The sequence below is a fragment of the Bartonella sp. B35(2025) genome, assembly GCF_053794465.1.
Genome location: NZ_CP200035.1, coordinates 981,304 through 1,000,555, shown reverse-complemented (window position 1 = coordinate 1,000,555; position 19,252 = coordinate 981,304). Strand labels below are relative to the sequence as shown.

The window sequence follows — 19,252 nt, the reverse complement described above, 5'->3', positions numbered from 1 at the left end:
TTTATTTTTTGCGAAAAATGCGTAAAAAAAGAAAAATAGGTACAACAATAACTGCTCCCATCATGGTTGTATGGAAGAAAGTTGTAAAAGTTATAAATCCTGTTTCCCATAGAAATTTAAAAAATTCTATTATTTTCCGTATAAAAGTGTGAGGTGTCCATCCAAGAAGATTCATTACAATGCCAACAAGGAATGAAAGGATGGATAATTTTATAATAGTAGATCTTAATGTGCCTCCAAGAAATGAATGAAAAACATTAGATATATTTTTTCTTTTGGTCATTTTGGCATACTTTCGAATATATTATGATTCAGTTGTGAAGGATAATGGTATTGGCTGTTAATAAATAAGCAATGAAGTATTTTTGTTATTTATTTTTCATCCAATTATGTGGCTTTGTCATGCAGATATAGTATCTGCGCATGTCTTTAAGATATGCTTGTGTTCTGTTAGCATTTTTCGTGGTATTTTCATTAGCTTGTTGGGTATTCTTTGGTTTTTAGAAATTTACAAAGAGATATTTATACTATTTCAGTTTTAGTATTTTATATGATAATAAGAATTTTTTAGAACGTTAAAGACTTCCCTTATGATGGGGTAATATGTTGTGTATAGAATATAATTTCAAGATATTCTATTTTATAAAAATGCTGCTTATTTCGATATAGATGTGTTCGTGTGGATTTTAGGAGTGAATATTTCAAAGCCCGTGAATTGAAAAAAAATGACGAATTTATTTTTTGAAAAAACAGTTGCTACAAATGTAGTAGAATTTAGTGTTTCTGAAATAGCAGGGGCTTTAAAGCGCGTTGTTGAAGAAAAATTTGGTTATGTGCGAGTACGTGGAGAAATATCAGGTTATCGTGGTGCTCATGATTCAGGTCATGCCTACTTTGCCTTAAAAGATGATAAAGCTCGGTTAGAGGCTGTTATTTGGCGTGGAGTGATGAAAAAACTCAAATTTCCTCCTGAAGAAGGGATGGAAGTGATTGCTATAGGTAAACTTACGACTTATCCAGGATCATCGAAATATCAAATTATCATTGAAGCTCTCGAGCCAGCAGGAGTTGGCGCTTTGATGCAACTTTTAGAAAATCGTAAAAAAAAGTTTGAAGATGAAGGTTTGTTTGATCCAACAAAGAAAAAGCCTTTGCCTTATATGCCACGAGTTATAGGTGTTGTAACATCACCAACAGGCGCTGTTATCCGCGATATCATTCATCGTATATCAGATCGTTTTCCATTGCATATTTTAGTTTGGCCTGTACGAGTTCAGGGGGAAACAAGTGGTCGGGAAGTAGCTGCTGCTATTGAGGGTTTTAATGCGTTGCCTCTGGGAGGTATTATTCCTAAGCCTGATCTTATTATTGTTGCGCGGGGAGGGGGAAGCTTAGAAGATTTGTGGGGGTTTAATGATGAAGCTGTTGTTCGTGCTGTTTACACATCTTCTCTTCCGGTTATCTCTGCTGTTGGGCATGAAACGGATTGGACTTTGATTGATTATGTTGCTGATTGGCGTGCTCCAACTCCCACAGGTGCAGCAGAACGGGCTGTTCCCGTTAAGCTTGATCTCGAAGTGCAAGTAGCATCATTTAGTGCACGTTTACGTACAGGAATAGTTCGTTATTTTGATTTTCATCAACAAAGATTGTATGCATTGGTGCGGAGACTTCCTACCTCTGATCAGCTCTTTGCTTTGCCTCGGCGGAGTTTTGATGAAATTTCAAGCCGATTACAACGTGCTCTTTATGTAGGCTATGATAAAAAACATTTTTGTTTTCATGCGGTTAGCGTGCGTCTTTCTCCACGTTTATTAAATATTGAAAAAGCACAAAAAAGTTTTGATGAAATTTCAAGTCGATTACAACGTGCTCTTTATGTAGGCTATAATAAAAAATGTTTTTATTTTCATGCGGTTAGCGTGCGTCTTTCTCCACGTTTATTAAATATTGAAAAAGCACAAAAAAGTTTTGATGAAATTTCAAGCCGATTACAACGTGCTCTTTATGTAGGCTATGATAAAAAACATTTTTGTTTTCATGCGGTTAGCGTGCGTCTTTCTCCACGTTTATTAAATATTGAGAAGGCACAACACAATGCAAAGGAATATACAGTGCGTTTTCGTCGTACTTTTTTGCGCAATATTGAAAAAAAATGTACCCAGATAGAAACAATATACAGGATTTTAAGAAGCACTTCGTATCAAAATATTTTAGAGCGCGGCTTTGTTTTAGCTTTGGGGCAGGATAAAAAACCCATTAAACGATTAGTTCAGTTTCCTGAAACAGGTGTGATAAATTTACGCTTTTTTGATGGTGAAATCAGCGTTTTGGCACATGGCCATGATCTCAATCAATCTGCAAAATATAAACGAATAAAATCGAAGCAAGATGGTCAAGGAACACTCTTTTGATACAGTAAATTTAGTGCTTGATGAAGGGCTTCTTATGGGTGCGGATGGAAAAGTTCGTTGTTCATGGGCAGGAACTGATCCGCTTTATTGTATTTATCATGATTATGAATGGGGAAAACCTATTTTTGATGATCATCGTTTATTTGAGAAAATTTGTCTTGAAAGTTTTCAGGCAGGGCTTTCTTGGTTGACAATTTTAAAAAAGACCTCTCATTTTCGCCAAGCTTTTGACTATTTTGATTTCGAAAAAATTACTTGTTATAATGAGGAAAAAATCAAAATATTAATGTTGAATAAAAGTATTGTTCGCCATCAAGGTAAAATTCAATCAGTGGTTAATAATGCTTTCAAAGCGCAGGAAATAGTAGCAGAATGGGGTAGTTTATCTCGTTATTTTTGGTCTTTTCAGCCTCCAAAATCTGAGCGCTTTGAAAAGATAAATTTTCAAACACTACAGAACAATCCTGTTACACCTTCTTCTCTTCGTCTTGCTAAAGATTTAAAAAAACGTGGTTGGACATTTGTTGGCCCTAAAATTTGTTACGCTTTTATGCAGGCAATAGGAATTGTGAATGATCATCTTGAAGGGTGTTTTTGTCGTTAAATTTATAAAGATCCTTTTTCTATAAGGGGATAGCTATATTATTGCATGAAGCAATAAAAGAATAAGGATGGGGATTTTGATAATTTAATTTACTTATTTTATTTAATAATTTCTTTTAAATGCAGTAAAGAATGTTGAACTGATTTTAATGGGTGTAGCGATATAATTTAAAAACAAGCAAAAAATTATATACTATTTATTTCTATAGTTATTATTGTTATGTTTGTTTTGAATAATCTGTGTCTATTATTTTTTTATTTAAAATAATTATAAGAAAGAAAAATAGATATTCTACGATAATTATCAATGAAAGTAAGGAGATTTTCAGTTTATTGATTTGAAGTACTTATGTGTGTTGTTTCATTTATTAAAATTTAATAGAATATGTTTGGTTCAGTTTTTACTGAATGTAAATTTTATAGCATCCTACTATTAAATATTTATGAATAAAATAGTAGTATGGACAATCGATACTAAATTATTTATGGTTCTTGTGTTAAATTTTATTATTTGGTAATTTCATCCTTAGGAAGCAACTTTATTGTGTGTGAGCTTTAGTGCTTTAAAACTTGGGTAGGCTTCTATTTACTGCATTTCTTAGTTAGATTCCTCGTTTGTCATTTAAAATAAAATCTTGGATGCGATGATAGATCTTTAGGCGTGAAGCAGTGCTAGGCATCAAATTAAGAGAGATTTATAGCTAATTGTGTTTTTTGAGGTGGGAATCAATATGATAAATTCTGTTTTTATCAATAAATAGAGTATGTTTTGTTATACTCTCTCTTATTAATTGTAGTATCTGTAAATTGTGGTATCTGTAAGAAGATGTCATTTAGAGAGGTGGGTAATTCTTATAGTAATTTTATCTTCAGTAAATTTCTTGATACTGTAAATGAAGAGAGAGTGGTTTCATTTTATTATTTTTCAAAAAACAAATAGCTTTTTCTGAGTACAGTGTTTTAGAGGGGGGTATTTTTATGTTTTACTGACTGCCCAATTCGGCCATGATAATGTGGTAAATTGAATATATACCTTGGAATTATGTATCTGAAGGGGTGCGGTTATTTTTGAAGTTTGTACATTGTATTTTAAATATGGTTTAAGGAGATGGTAAATTTGTGAATTTCCACATGATGACTTTGCTTATGGCTTACATTTTGACGATTAGATATAGCTTATTACTGTAAGTAAGAAGATGTCGTAATGCTAATGTAAGTTGGTCGATTGAAGGTGTATTGTGTGTTTTATGGGTTTTATTGCAATATAAGTGAGTAAATTAAGAAGGGAATAGCTATCATGTACAAGAGGGTTAAAATGTGTTTGCTTAGTTTTTTTGTTGCAAGTGTACAGTGTTATTCCAAAATAATTAATTGATACAATAACATTAAGAAGGAAAATTTATGAGCTCGAGAAAAAAATATTGAAAGGAAGTGGTTCTTTTATTTCTGCGTTTATTGCTATGGGTATATTTATAAAGCAGGTTCCAGCAAAAACACCTGCTGATACACTTGTGATGGCTTGGAATCTTGATGCAATTTCTTCATTGGATCCTGCACAATTGAATGATGTATACAGCAGTGAAATTATTAACAATGTTTGTGATACTCTGGTTGGTTCAGCTCCAAATGAAGTAACTAAACTAGTGCCACGGCTAGCAAAGAGTTGGGATATTTTGAAAGATGATAATAGTACAACAATCATTTTTCATTTACGTGATGATTTGAAATTTTTTGATGGTCGTCCTGCTCGTGCTGATGATCTTGTTTGGAGCATAAAACGAGCTATAAAATTGAAGATGGCTGGTGCAGCTATATTTATTGATTATGGTATTACAGAACAAACAGTTGATGGTGCTATTCAAGCACCAGATGATAAAACTGTAGTAATGAAATTTGATAAGCCTTATCCTGATACACTGCTTCTTGGTCATGTTATTTCTAGTAATAGCACTATGTTGCTTGATCGTGAAACGATTATGAAACATGAAAAAGATGGTGATTTAGGAAATCGGTACTTAACTACTCATGCTGCTTGTGTTGGGCCATATCAATTGAAAAGTTGGCGTCCTGGCGAAGGAGTTTTACTACATGCTAATCTTCATTATTGGGGTGAGGCACCCAAACTAAAGAAGATTCTCATTCGCCATGTTTCTGAGCCAAGTACACAGCGCTTATTGTTGCAAAAGCAAGATATTGATGTAGCACGTGACTTAACACCTGATGATTCAGCAGATCTTCAAGCGACTACGGATATCAGGGTTGAAAAGGTTCTGGTACCTTCTATGATGTATTGGGGATTTAATGTGACAAACCCTATTTTTGCTAATGAAAAAGTACGGTTGGCTATGCGTTATCTTATCGATTATGATGGTTTGGAAAAGACAATACTGAAGGATAGTGCTATCATGCGTGCAAGTTTTATCCCTATCGGTGTTTTAGGAGCTTTGGATGAAAAAGAAGGTCAGCCTTTTAAATTAGATATTCAAAAAGCTAAGCAGCTTTTAACTGAGGCGGGCTATCCAGAAGGGTTTGAAGCAAATTTTTTAGTGTCAGCATCTCCTTATACTTTGGTGCTTGCTCAGTCGATTCAAGATAATGCAGAAAAGGTGGGAGTTCGTTTTAAAATTGAACGTCTAGTCGGTTCACAGTTGTTTTCAAAACTTAATGCTCGTGCCTTTGATACAATTTTTGTTGGATGGAATAATGACTCAGCGGATCCTCATACGATGGCTTCACGTGTTATTGCCAACCCTGATAATCGGTTAGAAGCTAAAAATACAGCTTATCCTAGTTGGCAGCATGGGTATTTTGATGCAGATATGAATCAAAAAGTTGAAGATGCTTTATTCGAGAAAGATCCACAAAAACGAATAGAAAAATATGAGCATTTGCAGCGTGAACTTATGCAAAAAGGACCCTACGCTTTTATTTTTCAAAAATATAGCAAAATATCTGTTGGACCGTCCATTAAAAAGTGGGTTTGGAATAGTGGACCAAATATCTTCTATAATTTAATTGAAAAATAAATGTGTGTTAATTAATATAAAATACTAAAGTCGAGCATGATAATGGGATGAGTGATAAGAAGATTTTTTTCATTTGAGTCACTAAAACTGCAAAATCATGCTCCCTATCAGAATATCTTAGAAATTTGGAATATAGCGTCGTATAAATTATCGTTTATTCAAAGTATAATTTCTTTGTGTTAAAGTGATAATAATGGGACGCATATTATATGCCAAAAATGCTTAAGTTTATTAATTAAACTGTCATCTTGATCGTATGGTGGCAATTAAGAGGAATATTATAGTTTTTTTATAATAGAAAAGCGAGTAAAGAAAATTATAGTTGCTGTATTCATACAGGAGAGTTCAAAATAAAAATATGGAAAATAAGATAAAAATAAAAAGAATATTTAAAAGCTTTTATATTTCATTTGGGTTAATTAGTTTCTTGAGTATCTTCATGTCGTTTGCTTTGAGTGCGCCATCCAAAGATACATTAGTGATGGCGTGGGACATTGATGCAATTAGCAGTTTTGATCCCGCAAAGGCTCTTGAAGTTGTAACGAGTGAATTATTAATGAATATGTGCAGTGCGTTGGTACATTTTGATCAGCATGATGCTACAAAAGTTCGTCCTGCTATGGCTCAATCTTGGGATGTTTCGGATGATGGTAAAACAATAGTTTTTCATCTGCGACATAATTTAAGATTTGATGATGGAAGAAAGGCAACAGCATATGATCTTGCTTGGTCAATGCAGCGGATTGTTAAATTAGGATATAGTTATGCTCAGTCTTTTATAAACTATGGCTTTAATGAAGAAAATGTTGAAACAAATATTAAAGCTCTTGATGACACAACTTTACAAATAAAACTTGATAAACCTTATCCGATATCTTTGTTTTTAACTGTAATTGGGCAATCTTATTCGTCTGCGTTACTCGATCGGCAAACACTTGAGGCAAACAGTGTTGATGGTGATATGGGGAATAAATATTTGGCTACTCACTCGGCTTGTGTTGGTCCTTATAAATTGGTACGTTGGGTTCCAAGAGATCGGGTTGTGTTACAAGCTACGCAATATTATTGGGGAGATGTGCAAAAAACTAAGCGAATTATGATCCTCCATGTGGCTGAACCCATGAGCCAGAGGTTTCTTTTAGAAAAGGGCGATGTAGATATAGCTCGTGATCTCTCTTCTGAGGATATTTTAGATCTTGAAAAAAAGAATGGGGAAATTAAAATTGCTCGTGTTTTACGTCCGCAATCTATTTATCTGTCACTGAATAATAGGCATGCAGTATTATCTCATGAAAAGGTGAGGTTAGCATTACGTTATCTGGTTGATTATGACAATCTTGGCAAAACTGTTTTACAAGGTATTGCAATTCCACGTGCAAGTTATATGCCATTGGGTGTACCAGGCGCTTTGGATGAAAAAGAGGGATTGCCCTTTGAGCTAAACTTAGAAAAGGCAAAACAGTTAATAAATTCAGCAGGATATTCTAATGGTTTTGAGGTTAATCTTTTGATTGGTACTGTTTCTTATATGTCGCCTGTTGCGCAATCTATCCAAGAAAATGCACGCAAAATTGGTATTAAGATTACAATTGAAAAAATGACAAAAGCTCAATTATTAAGTCGTGTTCGTAATGGAAATTATGATATGGCCATTATGGGATGGAATTCAGCTGATCCTGATGGACACCCATCTTCACTACATAGTATTTTTAATCCTGATCCAACTTGTACTCAAAAGCATGGTATGTACTTGGCTTTGCGTGCTGGTTATTATGATGAAAAAGCTAATAAAATGGTGATGGATGCTTGGTTTGAGAAAGATCAAAATAAACGTCTTAAGCAATATCGTGATTTACAGTTTTATATGCTTGAACATGGTCCTATGGTTTACTTATTTCAGACATACTATATCGTTGGTATGGGATCTAGAGTAAAAAAATGGGTTTGGAATAGCTATAGGATTTACTATAATGAGATACAAAAGGATGAAATATAAAAATAAGTGTAAGCATGTTACAAATAATGTCTGATTAAATTTATTTAATTGCCTGAACACAGATGTTAGGCTTGAGTATCGTAAGTATAAAGGGGATTATTACAATGGCTTTACCATTTTCAAAGGTGGGGAGTACAACATTACAGGAAAAGAAAAATCTACCCTTGTTGGATTTTTTTTTCAAGGTACTTAGGCTACTGATATCAGTTTTTATTACATTGCTTGGTTTGGTGACGATCACTTTTTTTATTGGTCGTATTCTTCCTTTAGATCCCATTCTCTCCATCCTTGGTGAAAATGTTAGTCAAGAAGCCTATGATGCAATGTTTTATAAATTGGGTTTTGATCAACCATTGATCGTCCAATATTGGAATTACCTTAAAAATGTTTTTATGTTGGATCTTGGGGATTCTTTAACCTCGGGGCGTCCTGTTTTGGTGGATATTGCACGTGTATTTCCTGCAACGGCAGAGCTTGCGACAGTTGCCATTATTATTGGTACGGGCTTTGGTATTCCATTAGGTGTTTTTGCAGCAATGTATCGTGATTCATTTATTGATTATTTTGTCCGTATTTTTACACTGATTAGTTATTCAACACCAAATTTTTGGCTTGGGTTGATGGCATTGTTGGTGTTTTATGTTAAACTTAATTGGATTGGTTCTCCGGGGCGGATTGATTTTATCTATGAATATTCTTTTGAAGTTAAAACAGGCTTTTTTCTTTGGGATACTGCTATGCAAGGGCAATGGGAAGCTTTTAGGAATGTTTTTAGCCATATTATTATGCCAGCCTTAATTCTTGCTTTTGGTTCTATGGCTTATATTAGTCGTATGACTCGTGGATTTATGCTTGAACAGCTGAATCAGGAATATATCATTACCGCACGTGTTAAAGGATTATCGTGGATGCGAACAGTTTGGAGGCATGCTTTTCGTAATATTTCTGTTCAGATTATTACTATAATCGCACTTTCTTATGCTTTCTTATTAGAGGGTGCTGTTTTAACAGAAACAATTTTTGCTTTGCCTGGTTTTGGTCGCTATTTAACTAGTGCTCTTTTAGCGGGAGATATGAATGTAGTTGTAGGGTGTACTTTGCTCGTGGGATTTTTCTTTGTCGCCATCAATTTATTTTCTGATTTACTTTATCGCATTTTAGACCCAAGGACACGTTGAATATGATAACAACTAATAATAATAAACTATATTTATTATCTTCTTTAAGATGCTGGTTGAATGAATCTATTCCACAATCAGCAATTCAAGCAAATATACAGAAATTCTATCATACATTGATCAGGGTTTTTCATAATTTTTCAGCTTTATCAGGGATGTCCATTGTTTTTGTTGTTATCTTGTGTGCAATTTTTGCTCCTTGGATTGCTACTCATGATATTTTAAGCGCTGACCTTTCTCAGCGGCTGCAGCCACCATCTATGCAGCATTATTTTGGCACAGATGAATTGGGGCGTGATATTTTTAGTCGTTTAGTTTTTGGAGCACGTATTACCCTTTATATTGTTTTTTTAACTACAGTTATTGTAGGACCAATAGGACTTATTGTTGGTACTATATCTGGTTATGTAGGGGGATGGGTTGATACTATTTTTATGCGTATAGTTGATATTTTCCTCGCTTTTCCAGGTTTAATTTTAGCACTTGCTTTTTCAGCAGCTTTAGGACCAGGGATTGAAAATGCTGCAATTGCAATTTCAATTGCAGCATGGCCACCAATAGCACGTTTAGCACGTGCTGAAACTTTAACTATACGTTCCTCTGATTATGTTTTAGCAGTATATTTACAAGGTGCGTCTGCTTGGCGGATTATTTTATTGCATGTAATACCGATGTGTATTCCATCAGTGGTTGTTTGGTTAACATTGAATATATCTGGGATTATTTTGACAGCTGCAGGACTTGGTTTTCTAGGATTAGGTGCTCAACCACCGGATCCTGAGTGGGGTGTCATGCTCTCGACAGGTCGTGAATTTATGATGACAAACTGGTGGTTAGCAGCGATACCAGGTTGCGCAATACTGCTAACAAGTCTTGGTTTTAATCTTTTAGGCGATGGGCTTCGTGATATATTGGATTCGCGTAATGGATAAAAAATTATTGAAGATAGAAGATTTACGCGTTTCTTTTCCCACACCTCGTGGTGTTTTAGAAGCTGTGCGCGGTGTTAGTTTTTCTGTAGGAAAAGAAAAAATTGGGATTGTTGGAGAGTCAGGATCAGGAAAATCCATGACTGGGCGTGCGATTTTGAAACTAAATCCAAGATCGGCAATTGTTAAAGCCCAAAAAATGTGTTTCGATGGTATTGATTTATTGAGCGCAAGTGAAGCTCAGATGCGGACTATTCGGGGGAAACGTATTTCAATGATTCTACAAGATCCTAAATATTCGCTTAACCCATTGGCACGGATTGGGGATCAGATCATAGAGGCTTACCGTATTCATCATCATGTTTCAAAAATGGAGGCGCGTGAAAGGGCGATTATGATGTTAGAATCTGTTCATATTCGCAACTCTGAACATGTTATGCAGCTATTTCCTCATGAAATATCAGGTGGAATGGGGCAGCGAGTTATGATTGCTATGATGCTTATTCCACAGCCTGATTTAATTATTGCAGATGAACCAACATCTGCACTTGATATCACTGTAAGATGTCAGGTTTTATCAGTATTAGATGAACTTGTAACAAAGTCTGGAGCAGGACTTATTTTTATTAGTCATGATTTAAATATGATTGCTGATTTCTGTGATCGTGTTTTGGTAATGTATGCTGGGCGCATATTAGAAGAATTGCCTGCGTGTGATTTATCGCGTGCATGTCATCCTTATACCAAAGCTCTATTAGATAGTTTGCCACGGCTTGATAAACCAGTTGATGTTTTAGCTGTTCTTGAACGAGATCCCAGTTGGCTAAATGGTCCCACGATTGTTAATGGTGTTGAAAGAGCTTAATATGACAAATTGTGAAAATATTGTTAATGTTTCTGATTTATCTGTGACCTTTGGGCGTGGAAACAAGGCAGTAACAGTCATTAAAAATGTTAATTTCCATATTAAATGCGGTGAAGCTTACGGTTTAATTGGTGAATCAGGATGTGGAAAATCAACAATTTTGAATGCATTAGTGGGGCTTGTTCCCTATCATAGTGGAAATTTTATCTTTGACGGAGAAAAAGTATTGCAAAAAAAAAGCAAAGCTTTTTTGCGTCGCATTCAAATGGTTTTTCAAGATCCCTATGCCTCACTTCATCCAAGAAAAATGGTGCATACTGTCCTTTCAGAATCGCTTGCAATTCATCATATGGATAATCAAAAAGAACGGGTGCACAATGTTTTGTATTCTGTTGGTTTAGATTCTTCATTTCTTTATCGTTATCCACATGAGTTATCTGGAGGGCAGCGTCAGCGTATCGCTTTAGCGCGGGCTTTAATTATTGAGCCAGAAGTTTTATTGCTTGATGAGCCAACATCTGCATTGGATGTATCTGTACAGGCTGAAATTTTGAATTTATTAAGATCATTGCGGAAAGAAAAGCAATTAACTTACTTGATGGTATCACATGATCTTTCTGTTATTGCTCATATATGTGAACGTGTTGGTATTATGCATCGAGGAGTTATTCTTGAAGAGCTCAGCAATAATGATTTGCGCAATTTACGTGCAAAAAACGATTATACTAAAAGGTTTTTTGAAACCAGTATTGAACCTATTGCTTATAGAGAAGAAAGAGTGTGGTAGGTTATATAGCAAGATAGTGAAGTTTTTTCCGCTTTTGGTTGTTGTTTCTAAGATGTAAGATTCGTTTATTTTTATTGTATCAGAAAATTCTACCAGTAAGCTTTAATAACAGGATTTTGCTGCTCATATTGTTAAGTTTTCTTGCTATTACATCATGTCGTATGGTTTATAATATAAACTGTAGGATATGTCGTTTTTTAAATATAGTTATTATATTTCTTTTATGAAAAATATTTTTGATTATTTTATGGCATATGTTTTATTCTTGTTTATCTTTGTTTTTATGTGTCTATAAAATGCTATGTTATAGTTCTAGAAAAAGAGGAATTTTATGAGAATTTTTCAATCATAAATTATAGTTATTTGAATAAAAGAGTACTTTTTTCCTTTTATAATTTTTACTCTATTTTTTAAAATAAAATGATTTGTAGTTGTAGTTAATGTAAAAATACTATTAGATATCATTCTAATATCTTTGTTTTTTCCTTAATTTTTTTATTTTTTAATGAATATCAGGGTAGATCTTTGAGTTTATAGGATTGATTGTGCTAATTAATATGTTTGCAATATCTTCGATATCTTTTTCAATAAGAAGATTCAATTTTACAAAATTGATCTCACTATTTTGATATTTTTTAGAATCATTTAGTTTCGCTTAGAGAGATATTTACAAACTGTAGGCTTCAAGTTTTGCTATCTGTTGCAAAAGTACTGTATCTTTCAGATTCATGGGTAATTACTGTTAAATTTTCTCTAACAATTTTGTTATTAGGTATTATCCAATTACATTATTATAGTCATTTCTAAAGGCAATTTTTGTCTTTTCATTCATAGTACTTTGAATTTAAAAGTATATATTATAATAAATGCTAAACGGTATGTTGATTATGGAAGCTGCATAAGATAAAGGGATTTTTACATCTCAATACTTTCTTGGCTTATAAACTTCATCGGTTCTTATCCTTTTTAGCCTTACAGGAAGGATATAAAATAGATAGATATTTTAGAGATGAGTAGATTATTTTCATGTAAAATATAATAGTAATTATATATTTGAATAAAGAATATTTCATTAATTTTTTAGCATTTATGTTCATAATTTAATATATGACTGTTTAGTGAGATATTGTGAAGCACTGATGGTGGTATTTAAAGGGCTTTTACGGGTGGATATTATCAGGTCTTAATTTTAATTTGTTTAGGGTAAAAGATAGAGGAATGGATAATATGCTAAAAAAGATAGAAAAGAAAAATGATTAATAGAAAGTAATAGTGCTTATGTGGTTGTGCACATGCATAGAAGAGGCTTATTATTTCAGAATTATAAGGGAAGAAATTTTTTTAAGCAGCGCTTACAAAAAAGATACAAAGGCTCCAAATAAATTTTAAAACTTCTTAAAAAAGTTATCTGAAAGAGTAAATTAGTAAAAAACCTATAATAAATTATGTAAAGAACTACGATAGCTATCAGTAAGACACTTAAAAAGTATTTTAAAAGAAAGTGGTAGCGGAGGAGGGATTTGAACCCCCGACACAAGGATTATGATTCCTCTGCTCTAACCTACTGAGCTACTCCGCCAAAATGGATAAATATTATGTAAAATATCTCATCTCTGCTGGATATAAGGGGTAGAACAGCAAGATGTCAAGCGTCGCTTTTAAGCTTTTCTCTTGTCATTCCATTTTATCCTAGATATGGAGTATACAAAACTGTATTTTTTATATGATTAATAGGGGAAGGCATGAAAATGTTGCCACGTGTAGCGGTCTTAGGTTGTGGGTATTGGGGTAAAAATCATATACGAACACTTCATAATCTTGGAGCTTTAGCGGCAGTCTCTGATATAGATGTTGAGCGCGCTTCAAGCTTTGCAAAATTATATAGCGTTGAAGCTATTGCACCTAAAGATCTTTTTATCCATAAAGATATTGATGCGTTGGTGCTGGCGTTACCTCCTCAATTCCATACAGAAAATGTTCTGCATGCTATAAAAAATGGTAAAGATGTTTTTGTTGAAAAGCCAATCGCTTTAAATGTTTCTGATGCTGAAGATCAAATCCGAATTGCCAGTGAATATGGACGTATTTTAATGGTAGGTCATATTTTACGATTTCACCCTGCTTTTGAAAAAATGTGTGAATTGGTAGTAGGAGGAAAGTTGGGTGATATACGTTATATTTATTCTCATCGATTAGGTTTTGGAAAATTTCATACACAAAGTGATGCTTTATGGGATCTTGCTCCTCATGATCTCTCAATGATTTTGGCTTTGACAGAATGCGAACCCTCTGAAATTCGTGGAGAGGGAGCAGCTGTGATTGATAAACTCTCTGATTTTTTTCATATTCATTTGACTTTTCCAAATGGTATGCGTAGTCATCTGTTTACTTCACGCCTTAGTCCTTATCGTGAAAGGCGTTTAACAGTTGTTGGTACAAAAGCTATGCTCGTTTTTGATGATATGGAACCGTGGAGTCGTAAATTAGCATTTCACCGTTTTGCTGTTTGGAAAGAAAGTAAAGAGTGGGCTTCTAGCACTGATGAGCTGAGTTATATTGATGTTTATGAAGATTTGCCCCTTACTCGTGAATTGCAGCATTTTCTTTATTGTATTAAAACGCGTCAATCACCTCGTACAAATGGTGATGATGCTGCTACTGTTTTACGAATTTTAACTGCTGCTGGTATCAATTATTATAGATAAAAGAGATAAATAATATTTTTGTATTATTGTGATTAGCAATGGAGTTAATATGCAATTTATCAACCTTGGAGCTCAGCGTGCGCGTATTGCAGATAAAATTAATGCTGCAATTGCACATGTGGTAGACAGTGGTAAGTATATTTTGGGGCCAAAAGTAACAGAATTTGAAGAGCGGCTGGCAGATTATCTCAATGTTAAACATGTAGTTGCGTGTGCCAATGGAACTGATGCATTGAAGATGCCTCTTATGGCTAAAAATATTGGCCCAGGTGATGCTGTTTTTTGTCCTAGCTTTACGTTTTCTGCAACAGCTGAAGTTGTTGTTTTAGTAGGAGCTGAACCTGTTTTTGTTGATGTTATGCCTGATACATTTAATATTGACGTTGAAAAACTCTGCGAAGCTATCACAATGGTTAAAAAAGAGGGACGTCTCAGGCCAAAGGCGATAATTCCCGTTGATTTATTTGGGTTGCCTGCCAATTATAAACAACTTGCTGCAGTAGCTAAAAAAGAGAATCTTTTGATTATTGAGGATAGTGCTCAATCGATAGGTGGTAGAAGTAATAATGTTATGTGTGGAGCTTTTGGTGATGTTGCTGCAACCAGCTTTTATCCTGCAAAGCCATTAGGGTGTTATGGTGATGGAGGTGCTATGATGACAAATGACGATGATTTGGCAGCACTTTTACGTTCTATTCTGTTTCATGGTAAGGGTGAAACACAATATGATAATGTACGCATTGGTTTGAATTCACGTCTAGATACCATTCAGGCTGCTATTTTGTTAGAAAAGCTTGTTATCTTTGAAGATGAGATAGAAAGGCGTGTAAAAATTGCTCAATATTATTCCAATAGTTTAAAAGATATTATTACAGTTCCAGAAGTAGGAGAGGGCATTCGTTGTGCTTATGCACAATATACTGTTAAGGTGGAAAATCGTGATAAATTAAAGAGTTATTTACAGGAAAATTCTATTCCTACAATGGTTTATTACAAAACTCCATTGCATAAACAACCGGCTTATAAACACTTTCCTTATGTAGAGGGTTCTCTTTCTGTTTCTGAATCTTTAGCAAACTATGTTTTAAGTTTACCTATGCATCCTTATTTGACGCAAAGTGACCAGGATGTGATTATTCAGCGAATAAGAGATTTTTATCATTCTTAAGATAAGTATTTTTATTTTTTTAAAAGTTTTTTTAATAGTGCACTTTATTTAAGTTGTTTCTTTAAAAATATTTAGGGAGTGCTTAAAAAGCAAAGAAAAAATTATATGAAGCTATTTCATTAAGAGGATAGATCATATGTAAAGGTTTATCTTATTTTTCTTTTAATGCGATAATAAATTTATTGTATGACGAAAAATACAGTTAATACTAATACTAATTCAAATATTCATATGAGATTATTTAAATAACGCAGATTATTTAAGAGGTGTTTTTTTAGTACTGGCTATTTTCTTATGGATAAGAGATGCTAAGTCATTTTCGCTTTTAGAGTTTTTAATCAATGTGTTGATAGGTGAAGATTCGCATTCGTGTATAGCTATTTGGGCAGCTAATGTTGCTGCTAACTCTTTTATTTCTTCACGTAATTCATCCAAAAGCTGCTGGCCAGAACCGGTATTAAGTTCATTGATATGAATTTTCTGTAAACGCTTCTGGTAATGTATGATTTTTTCATGCATAGTTTCCATTGCCATTATGAATGTATTTGTTGCAGGATCACTTTGTTTGTTTTTTATCATGATGGAATTTTTTTCATGAATAGAATCAGGAGCATATTGGGTGGGCAATATTGATCGATAAAGTTGTTCTTTTACTTGGCTAAGCTGTATTTTCTGTTGGGCGTATTTTTCTTGTAAAGAGTTGTACTTCTGTTCATTTCGGGTTAATTCTATAGCATGTTGAGCACGGAAAAAATCCTGGTTTGCTTGTATTTCGGTGAGTGATAGTGGAATTTGTTCAGAAGCAAATTTATGTGCAAAGTAAACAGCTTTGCGCCAAATAAGGGGGGAAAAAAGCACTAACAACCAAGATGTGAAAGCAATTCCGAGAATAAAAAAAAGAAATGATTGGATAAGCATAAATTTCCTTTTCAATGAGGATCCATTTAAAATGGATTCCATGTTGGTGTGTGTGTCAATTTTAAATATCCCACATTGATTCCAAGGCGTGCACCAATTCCAGTGCGTACTGGAATTAATAAGATGTCATTGCGTTTTAGGACGTGAAAACCAACACCTGCAATTAAATAGGCTGAACCTGAAATACCACCATAGCGTCCCCATAAATTATTTATATTATTGAGATTATAAATTAAAATCATTAAACGGGAACCTTGACCACCAAAATCCCATCCTACAGAAGGGCCTTGCCAAAAAATTTTATGCTGACCATGGCTTTTGGTAAAAATATGTCCTTCACCATAGGTTAATCCTGCAAAAAAAGCACCAGAAGCTTCTTCCCCTAAAATATAGGCATTTGGATAACCGTATTGCGAAAAGATATTTTCAATTGCGGTTGCTATACCACTTGCTGTTTTTCCAAAAAAAATGTGACCGGAATCAATAATTTCTTGTAGTGAATAACGTGGTTCATTTTTCTCTATCGGTATGGATTGAGCATATGTAATGTTGATGGTGACGAATAAAAGGAATATCAAAGGTACAATATTTTTATACCAATGTAACAGAAGAGAGAAAGTCATAGGATTTTTTCCTTTTATTAATTGCTAACAAGAAGATAATATTAGGATTTTCATCTGATTCAAATAAAAAATAAAAGTGTAAAGTTATTTAAATTCTTGAATTTATTTCTTTAAATTTTTTAAACGTAATTGTTAAAGTTCTATATAGGCATGTATTAGATATTAAGAATTTTACTTCAAAATAAATTTTATTTTTGAATCTGGGAGTTATCAATAATTATGACATTAGCTATTTCTTTAAAGTCTACCGATCTTGCTGCTTTGCTCTGTAGCCGTATCTGCCATGATTTAATTTCGCCTGTTGGTGCTATTCAAAATGCGATGGAGCTCTATGATGAAGGAGGATCTGACGAAGATGCTTTGCAATTAGTGCGTTGGTCTGTTGCAAATGCTTCTGCACGTCTACAATTTGCACGGTTGGCTTTCGGGTTTTCAGGAGCAGTGGGGTGTCAAATAGATATACGTTCTGCTGAGCAGGTTGCTCAACAATATATGAAAGAAGAAAAAGCAATTTTAAAGTGGCAAGCCCCTGGTTTATTTTTACCAAAAGATGAAGTTAAACTTTTGCTTAATTTATTATTGATTGCAAATGCAACAGTTTCTCGTGGTGGTGAAATAGTTGTTATGGTTTTGCAGGATGAAAATAAACGTTCTTTTCGATTTGAGATCTATGGTGAAATTTTACGAATTCCATCTCATTTTGTTGAGTTATATAGTGGAAAATTTCAAGAAGAACTTATTGATGCTCATGTAATACAGTTTTATTATACAATGCTTCTTTCTGAGATGACAGCTATGAAAATAAATATAGATAAAGCGGATGGTTGTATTATTTTAGAAAGTGTAAAGAATCTTTGAGCGAGATAAAATGGCTTAAGCCGTTTTAAAAAGATGAATTAGGATTGTATGAGTGGATAGTAGTTTTAGATTTTCTAATCCATAACACTTTATCTGCAAAAGAGATCTTTTTATGTAAAAGAATTCTTTAATAAGAGAAAAAAATCCCGGATCGTTTCTCCGAGATTTTATAATACGTATTCTTATTATTTATTTAAGCAGTTTTACGTATATTTTGTTCAATTGGGTCACGTAATACATAACCGCGTCCCCAAACGGTATCAATGTAGTTTGCGTTAGAAGATACAGCTTCCAATTTTTTCCGTAGCTTACAGATAAAAACATCAATAATTTTTAGTTCTGGTTCATCCATTCCACCGTAGAGATGATTGAGAAACATTTCCTTGGTGAGTGTAGTACCTTTACGTAGAGATAAAAGTTCTAGCATCTGATACTCCTTCCCAGTTAAGTGGACAGGTTGTCCTGCAACTTGAACGGTTTTAGTATCAAGATTGAGGGTAAGGTCACCGGTAACGATAACCGATTGTGCATGGCCTTTAGAGCGACGAACAACCGCATGAATACGTGCAATTAACTCATCTTTATGAAAAGGCTTAGTCATATAATCATCAGCACCAAACCCAAACCCACGAACCTTATCTTCAATGGCACCCATTCCAGAAAGAATAAGAACGGGAGTTTTTATCTTTGCTAATCTTAAAGTTTTTAAAACATCATAACCTGACATATCAGGTAAATTCAGATCAAGCAAAATGATATCATAATCATAAAGTTTACCTAAATCGACACCTTCTTCACCTAGATCAGTGATATAGACATTAAAATTTTCTGATTTTAGCATTAACTCAATGCTTTGAGTGGTTGCTTTATCATCTTCAATTAATAATACGCGCATCTTCGATCCCTCACTTCGCTCCCTCCCGAATCAAGTGGAGCTATCTTATTTTACAGCAATTGATAAATTACTAATTATAAAAAATGATTTACAAAAACAAACACTTACAATGAAAGTGTTTATGAACATTTCAGTAGTACGCGCAACAATCACCACCGAATTTCCCACTATCTATGATAGTGATTAACAAAATATTTTTATTTTTAAAAGAGGTTAATAAAATTATTTTAGAAAAATCGTATATTTTAAAATTTAGTAAAAAAATGAATTGCCTATTTTATTAACCT

General features: G+C 33.8%; 15 protein-coding genes and 1 tRNA gene. 11 read left to right on the top strand and 5 right to left on the bottom strand.

Annotated features, from left to right (window positions below):
- Nucleotide 1: 1 nt before the first annotated feature.
- A complete protein-coding gene (locus V4P56_RS04175; RefSeq protein ID WP_455481687.1) occupies nt 2-283 on the bottom strand; it encodes a DUF6460 domain-containing protein in 282 nt (93 codons plus the stop codon).
- 442 nt (nt 284-725) lie between these two features.
- Between V4P56_RS04175 and xseA the strand changes: the two genes are divergently transcribed.
- The 8 genes from xseA (at nt 726) to V4P56_RS04135 (ending at nt 11,798) form a co-directional block, all read left to right on the top strand.
- Nucleotides 726-2,414: an exodeoxyribonuclease VII large subunit gene (gene xseA, locus V4P56_RS04170; protein ID WP_455481686.1), complete on the top strand. Its 1,689-nt coding sequence runs from the start codon at nt 726-728 to the stop codon at nt 2,412-2,414.
- Nucleotides 2,392-3,018: a DNA-3-methyladenine glycosylase I gene (locus V4P56_RS04165; RefSeq protein WP_455481685.1), complete on the top strand. Its 627-nt coding sequence runs from the start codon at nt 2,392-2,394 to the stop codon at nt 3,016-3,018. The genes xseA and V4P56_RS04165 overlap by 23 nt, the downstream gene beginning before the upstream one ends.
- Nucleotides 3,019-4,477: 1,459 nt before the next feature.
- Nucleotides 4,478-6,043: an ABC transporter substrate-binding protein gene (locus V4P56_RS04160; RefSeq protein ID WP_455481684.1), complete on the top strand. Its 1,566-nt coding sequence runs from the start codon at nt 4,478-4,480 to the stop codon at nt 6,041-6,043.
- Between the two features lie 358 nt (nt 6,044-6,401).
- Entirely contained in the window at nt 6,402-8,039 is a 1,638-nt protein-coding gene (locus tag V4P56_RS04155) for an ABC transporter substrate-binding protein (protein ID WP_455481683.1), read from the top strand.
- 104 nt (nt 8,040-8,143) lie between these two features.
- Nucleotides 8,144-9,217 (top strand): ABC transporter permease, encoded by a 1,074-nt coding sequence (locus V4P56_RS04150; RefSeq protein WP_455481682.1) that lies wholly within the window; start codon nt 8,144-8,146, stop codon nt 9,215-9,217.
- Between the two features lie 2 nt (nt 9,218-9,219).
- A complete protein-coding gene (nikC, locus tag V4P56_RS04145) occupies nt 9,220-10,149 on the top strand; it encodes a nickel transporter permease (RefSeq protein ID WP_455481681.1) in 930 nt (309 codons plus the stop codon).
- Complete coding sequence (locus V4P56_RS04140) at nt 10,142-11,011, top strand: ABC transporter ATP-binding protein (protein WP_455481680.1); 870 nt, start codon at nt 10,142-10,144, stop codon at nt 11,009-11,011. Before nikC ends, V4P56_RS04140 begins: the two co-directional genes overlap by 8 nt.
- 1 nt (nt 11,012) lies before the next feature.
- Entirely contained in the window at nt 11,013-11,798 is a 786-nt protein-coding gene (locus V4P56_RS04135; RefSeq protein ID WP_455481679.1) for an ABC transporter ATP-binding protein, read from the top strand.
- Nucleotides 11,799-13,300: 1,502 nt separating this feature from the next.
- Here V4P56_RS04135 and V4P56_RS04130 read toward each other — a convergent pair.
- Nucleotides 13,301-13,377: transfer RNA gene (locus V4P56_RS04130), tRNA-Met, on the bottom strand.
- A gap of 169 nt (nt 13,378-13,546) precedes the next feature.
- Between V4P56_RS04130 and V4P56_RS04125 the strand changes: the two genes are divergently transcribed.
- Nucleotides 13,547-14,503 (top strand): Gfo/Idh/MocA family protein, encoded by a 957-nt coding sequence (locus tag V4P56_RS04125; RefSeq protein ID WP_455482656.1) that lies wholly within the window; start codon nt 13,547-13,549, stop codon nt 14,501-14,503.
- 49 nt (nt 14,504-14,552) lie between these two features.
- On the top strand, nt 14,553-15,671 hold the full coding sequence (locus V4P56_RS04120; protein ID WP_455481678.1) for a DegT/DnrJ/EryC1/StrS family aminotransferase: 1,119 nt from the start codon (nt 14,553-14,555) through the stop codon (nt 15,669-15,671).
- 255 nt (nt 15,672-15,926) lie between these two features.
- Here V4P56_RS04120 and V4P56_RS04115 read toward each other — a convergent pair whose 3' ends face one another.
- On the bottom strand, nt 15,927-16,589 hold the full coding sequence (locus tag V4P56_RS04115; protein ID WP_455481677.1) for a hypothetical protein: 663 nt from the start codon (nt 16,587-16,589) through the stop codon (nt 15,927-15,929).
- 26 nt (nt 16,590-16,615) lie between these two features.
- Nucleotides 16,616-17,212, bottom strand: coding sequence for a DUF1134 domain-containing protein (locus V4P56_RS04110; RefSeq protein WP_455481676.1), 597 nt, complete (start codon nt 17,210-17,212; stop codon nt 16,616-16,618).
- A gap of 219 nt (nt 17,213-17,431) precedes the next feature.
- Here V4P56_RS04110 and chpT point away from each other — a divergent pair, with 219 nt between their 5' ends.
- Nucleotides 17,432-18,070, top strand: coding sequence for a histidine phosphotransferase ChpT (gene chpT, locus V4P56_RS04105; RefSeq protein WP_455481675.1), 639 nt, complete (start codon nt 17,432-17,434; stop codon nt 18,068-18,070).
- Between the two features lie 193 nt (nt 18,071-18,263).
- Here chpT and ctrA read toward each other — a convergent pair whose 3' ends face one another.
- Nucleotides 18,264-18,965, bottom strand: coding sequence for a response regulator transcription factor CtrA (gene ctrA / locus V4P56_RS04100; protein WP_455481674.1), 702 nt, complete (start codon nt 18,963-18,965; stop codon nt 18,264-18,266).
- Nucleotides 18,966-19,252: the final 287 nt, after the last annotated feature.

Bases quoted from the DNA above. Each gene is read 5' to 3' on its own strand.
- V4P56_RS04165 (WP_455481685.1), top strand. From the start codon at position 2,392: ATGGTCAAGGAACACTCTTTTGATACAGTAAATTTAGTGCTTGATGAA.
- V4P56_RS04155 (WP_455481683.1), top strand. From the start codon at position 6,402: ATGGAAAATAAGATAAAAATAAAAAGAATATTTAAAAGCTTTTATATT.
- V4P56_RS04110 (WP_455481676.1), bottom strand. From the start codon at position 17,212: ATGACTTTCTCTCTTCTGTTACATTGGTATAAAAATATTGTACCTTTG.
- V4P56_RS04175 (WP_455481687.1), bottom strand. From the start codon at position 283: ATGACCAAAAGAAAAAATATATCTAATGTTTTTCATTCATTTCTTGGA.
- chpT (WP_455481675.1), top strand. From the start codon at position 17,432: ATGACATTAGCTATTTCTTTAAAGTCTACCGATCTTGCTGCTTTGCTC.
- xseA (WP_455481686.1), top strand. From the start codon at position 726: ATGACGAATTTATTTTTTGAAAAAACAGTTGCTACAAATGTAGTAGAA.
- ctrA (WP_455481674.1), bottom strand. From the start codon at position 18,965: ATGCGCGTATTATTAATTGAAGATGATAAAGCAACCACTCAAAGCATT.
- V4P56_RS04140 (WP_455481680.1), top strand. From the start codon at position 10,142: ATGGATAAAAAATTATTGAAGATAGAAGATTTACGCGTTTCTTTTCCC.
- nikC (WP_455481681.1), top strand. From the start codon at position 9,220: ATGATAACAACTAATAATAATAAACTATATTTATTATCTTCTTTAAGA.
- V4P56_RS04160 (WP_455481684.1), top strand. From the start codon at position 4,478: ATGGGTATATTTATAAAGCAGGTTCCAGCAAAAACACCTGCTGATACA.
- V4P56_RS04120 (WP_455481678.1), top strand. From the start codon at position 14,553: ATGCAATTTATCAACCTTGGAGCTCAGCGTGCGCGTATTGCAGATAAA.
- V4P56_RS04115 (WP_455481677.1), bottom strand. From the start codon at position 16,589: ATGCTTATCCAATCATTTCTTTTTTTTATTCTCGGAATTGCTTTCACA.
- V4P56_RS04125 (WP_455482656.1), top strand. From the start codon at position 13,547: ATGTTGCCACGTGTAGCGGTCTTAGGTTGTGGGTATTGGGGTAAAAAT.
- V4P56_RS04135 (WP_455481679.1), top strand. From the start codon at position 11,013: ATGACAAATTGTGAAAATATTGTTAATGTTTCTGATTTATCTGTGACC.
- V4P56_RS04150 (WP_455481682.1), top strand. From the start codon at position 8,144: ATGGCTTTACCATTTTCAAAGGTGGGGAGTACAACATTACAGGAAAAG.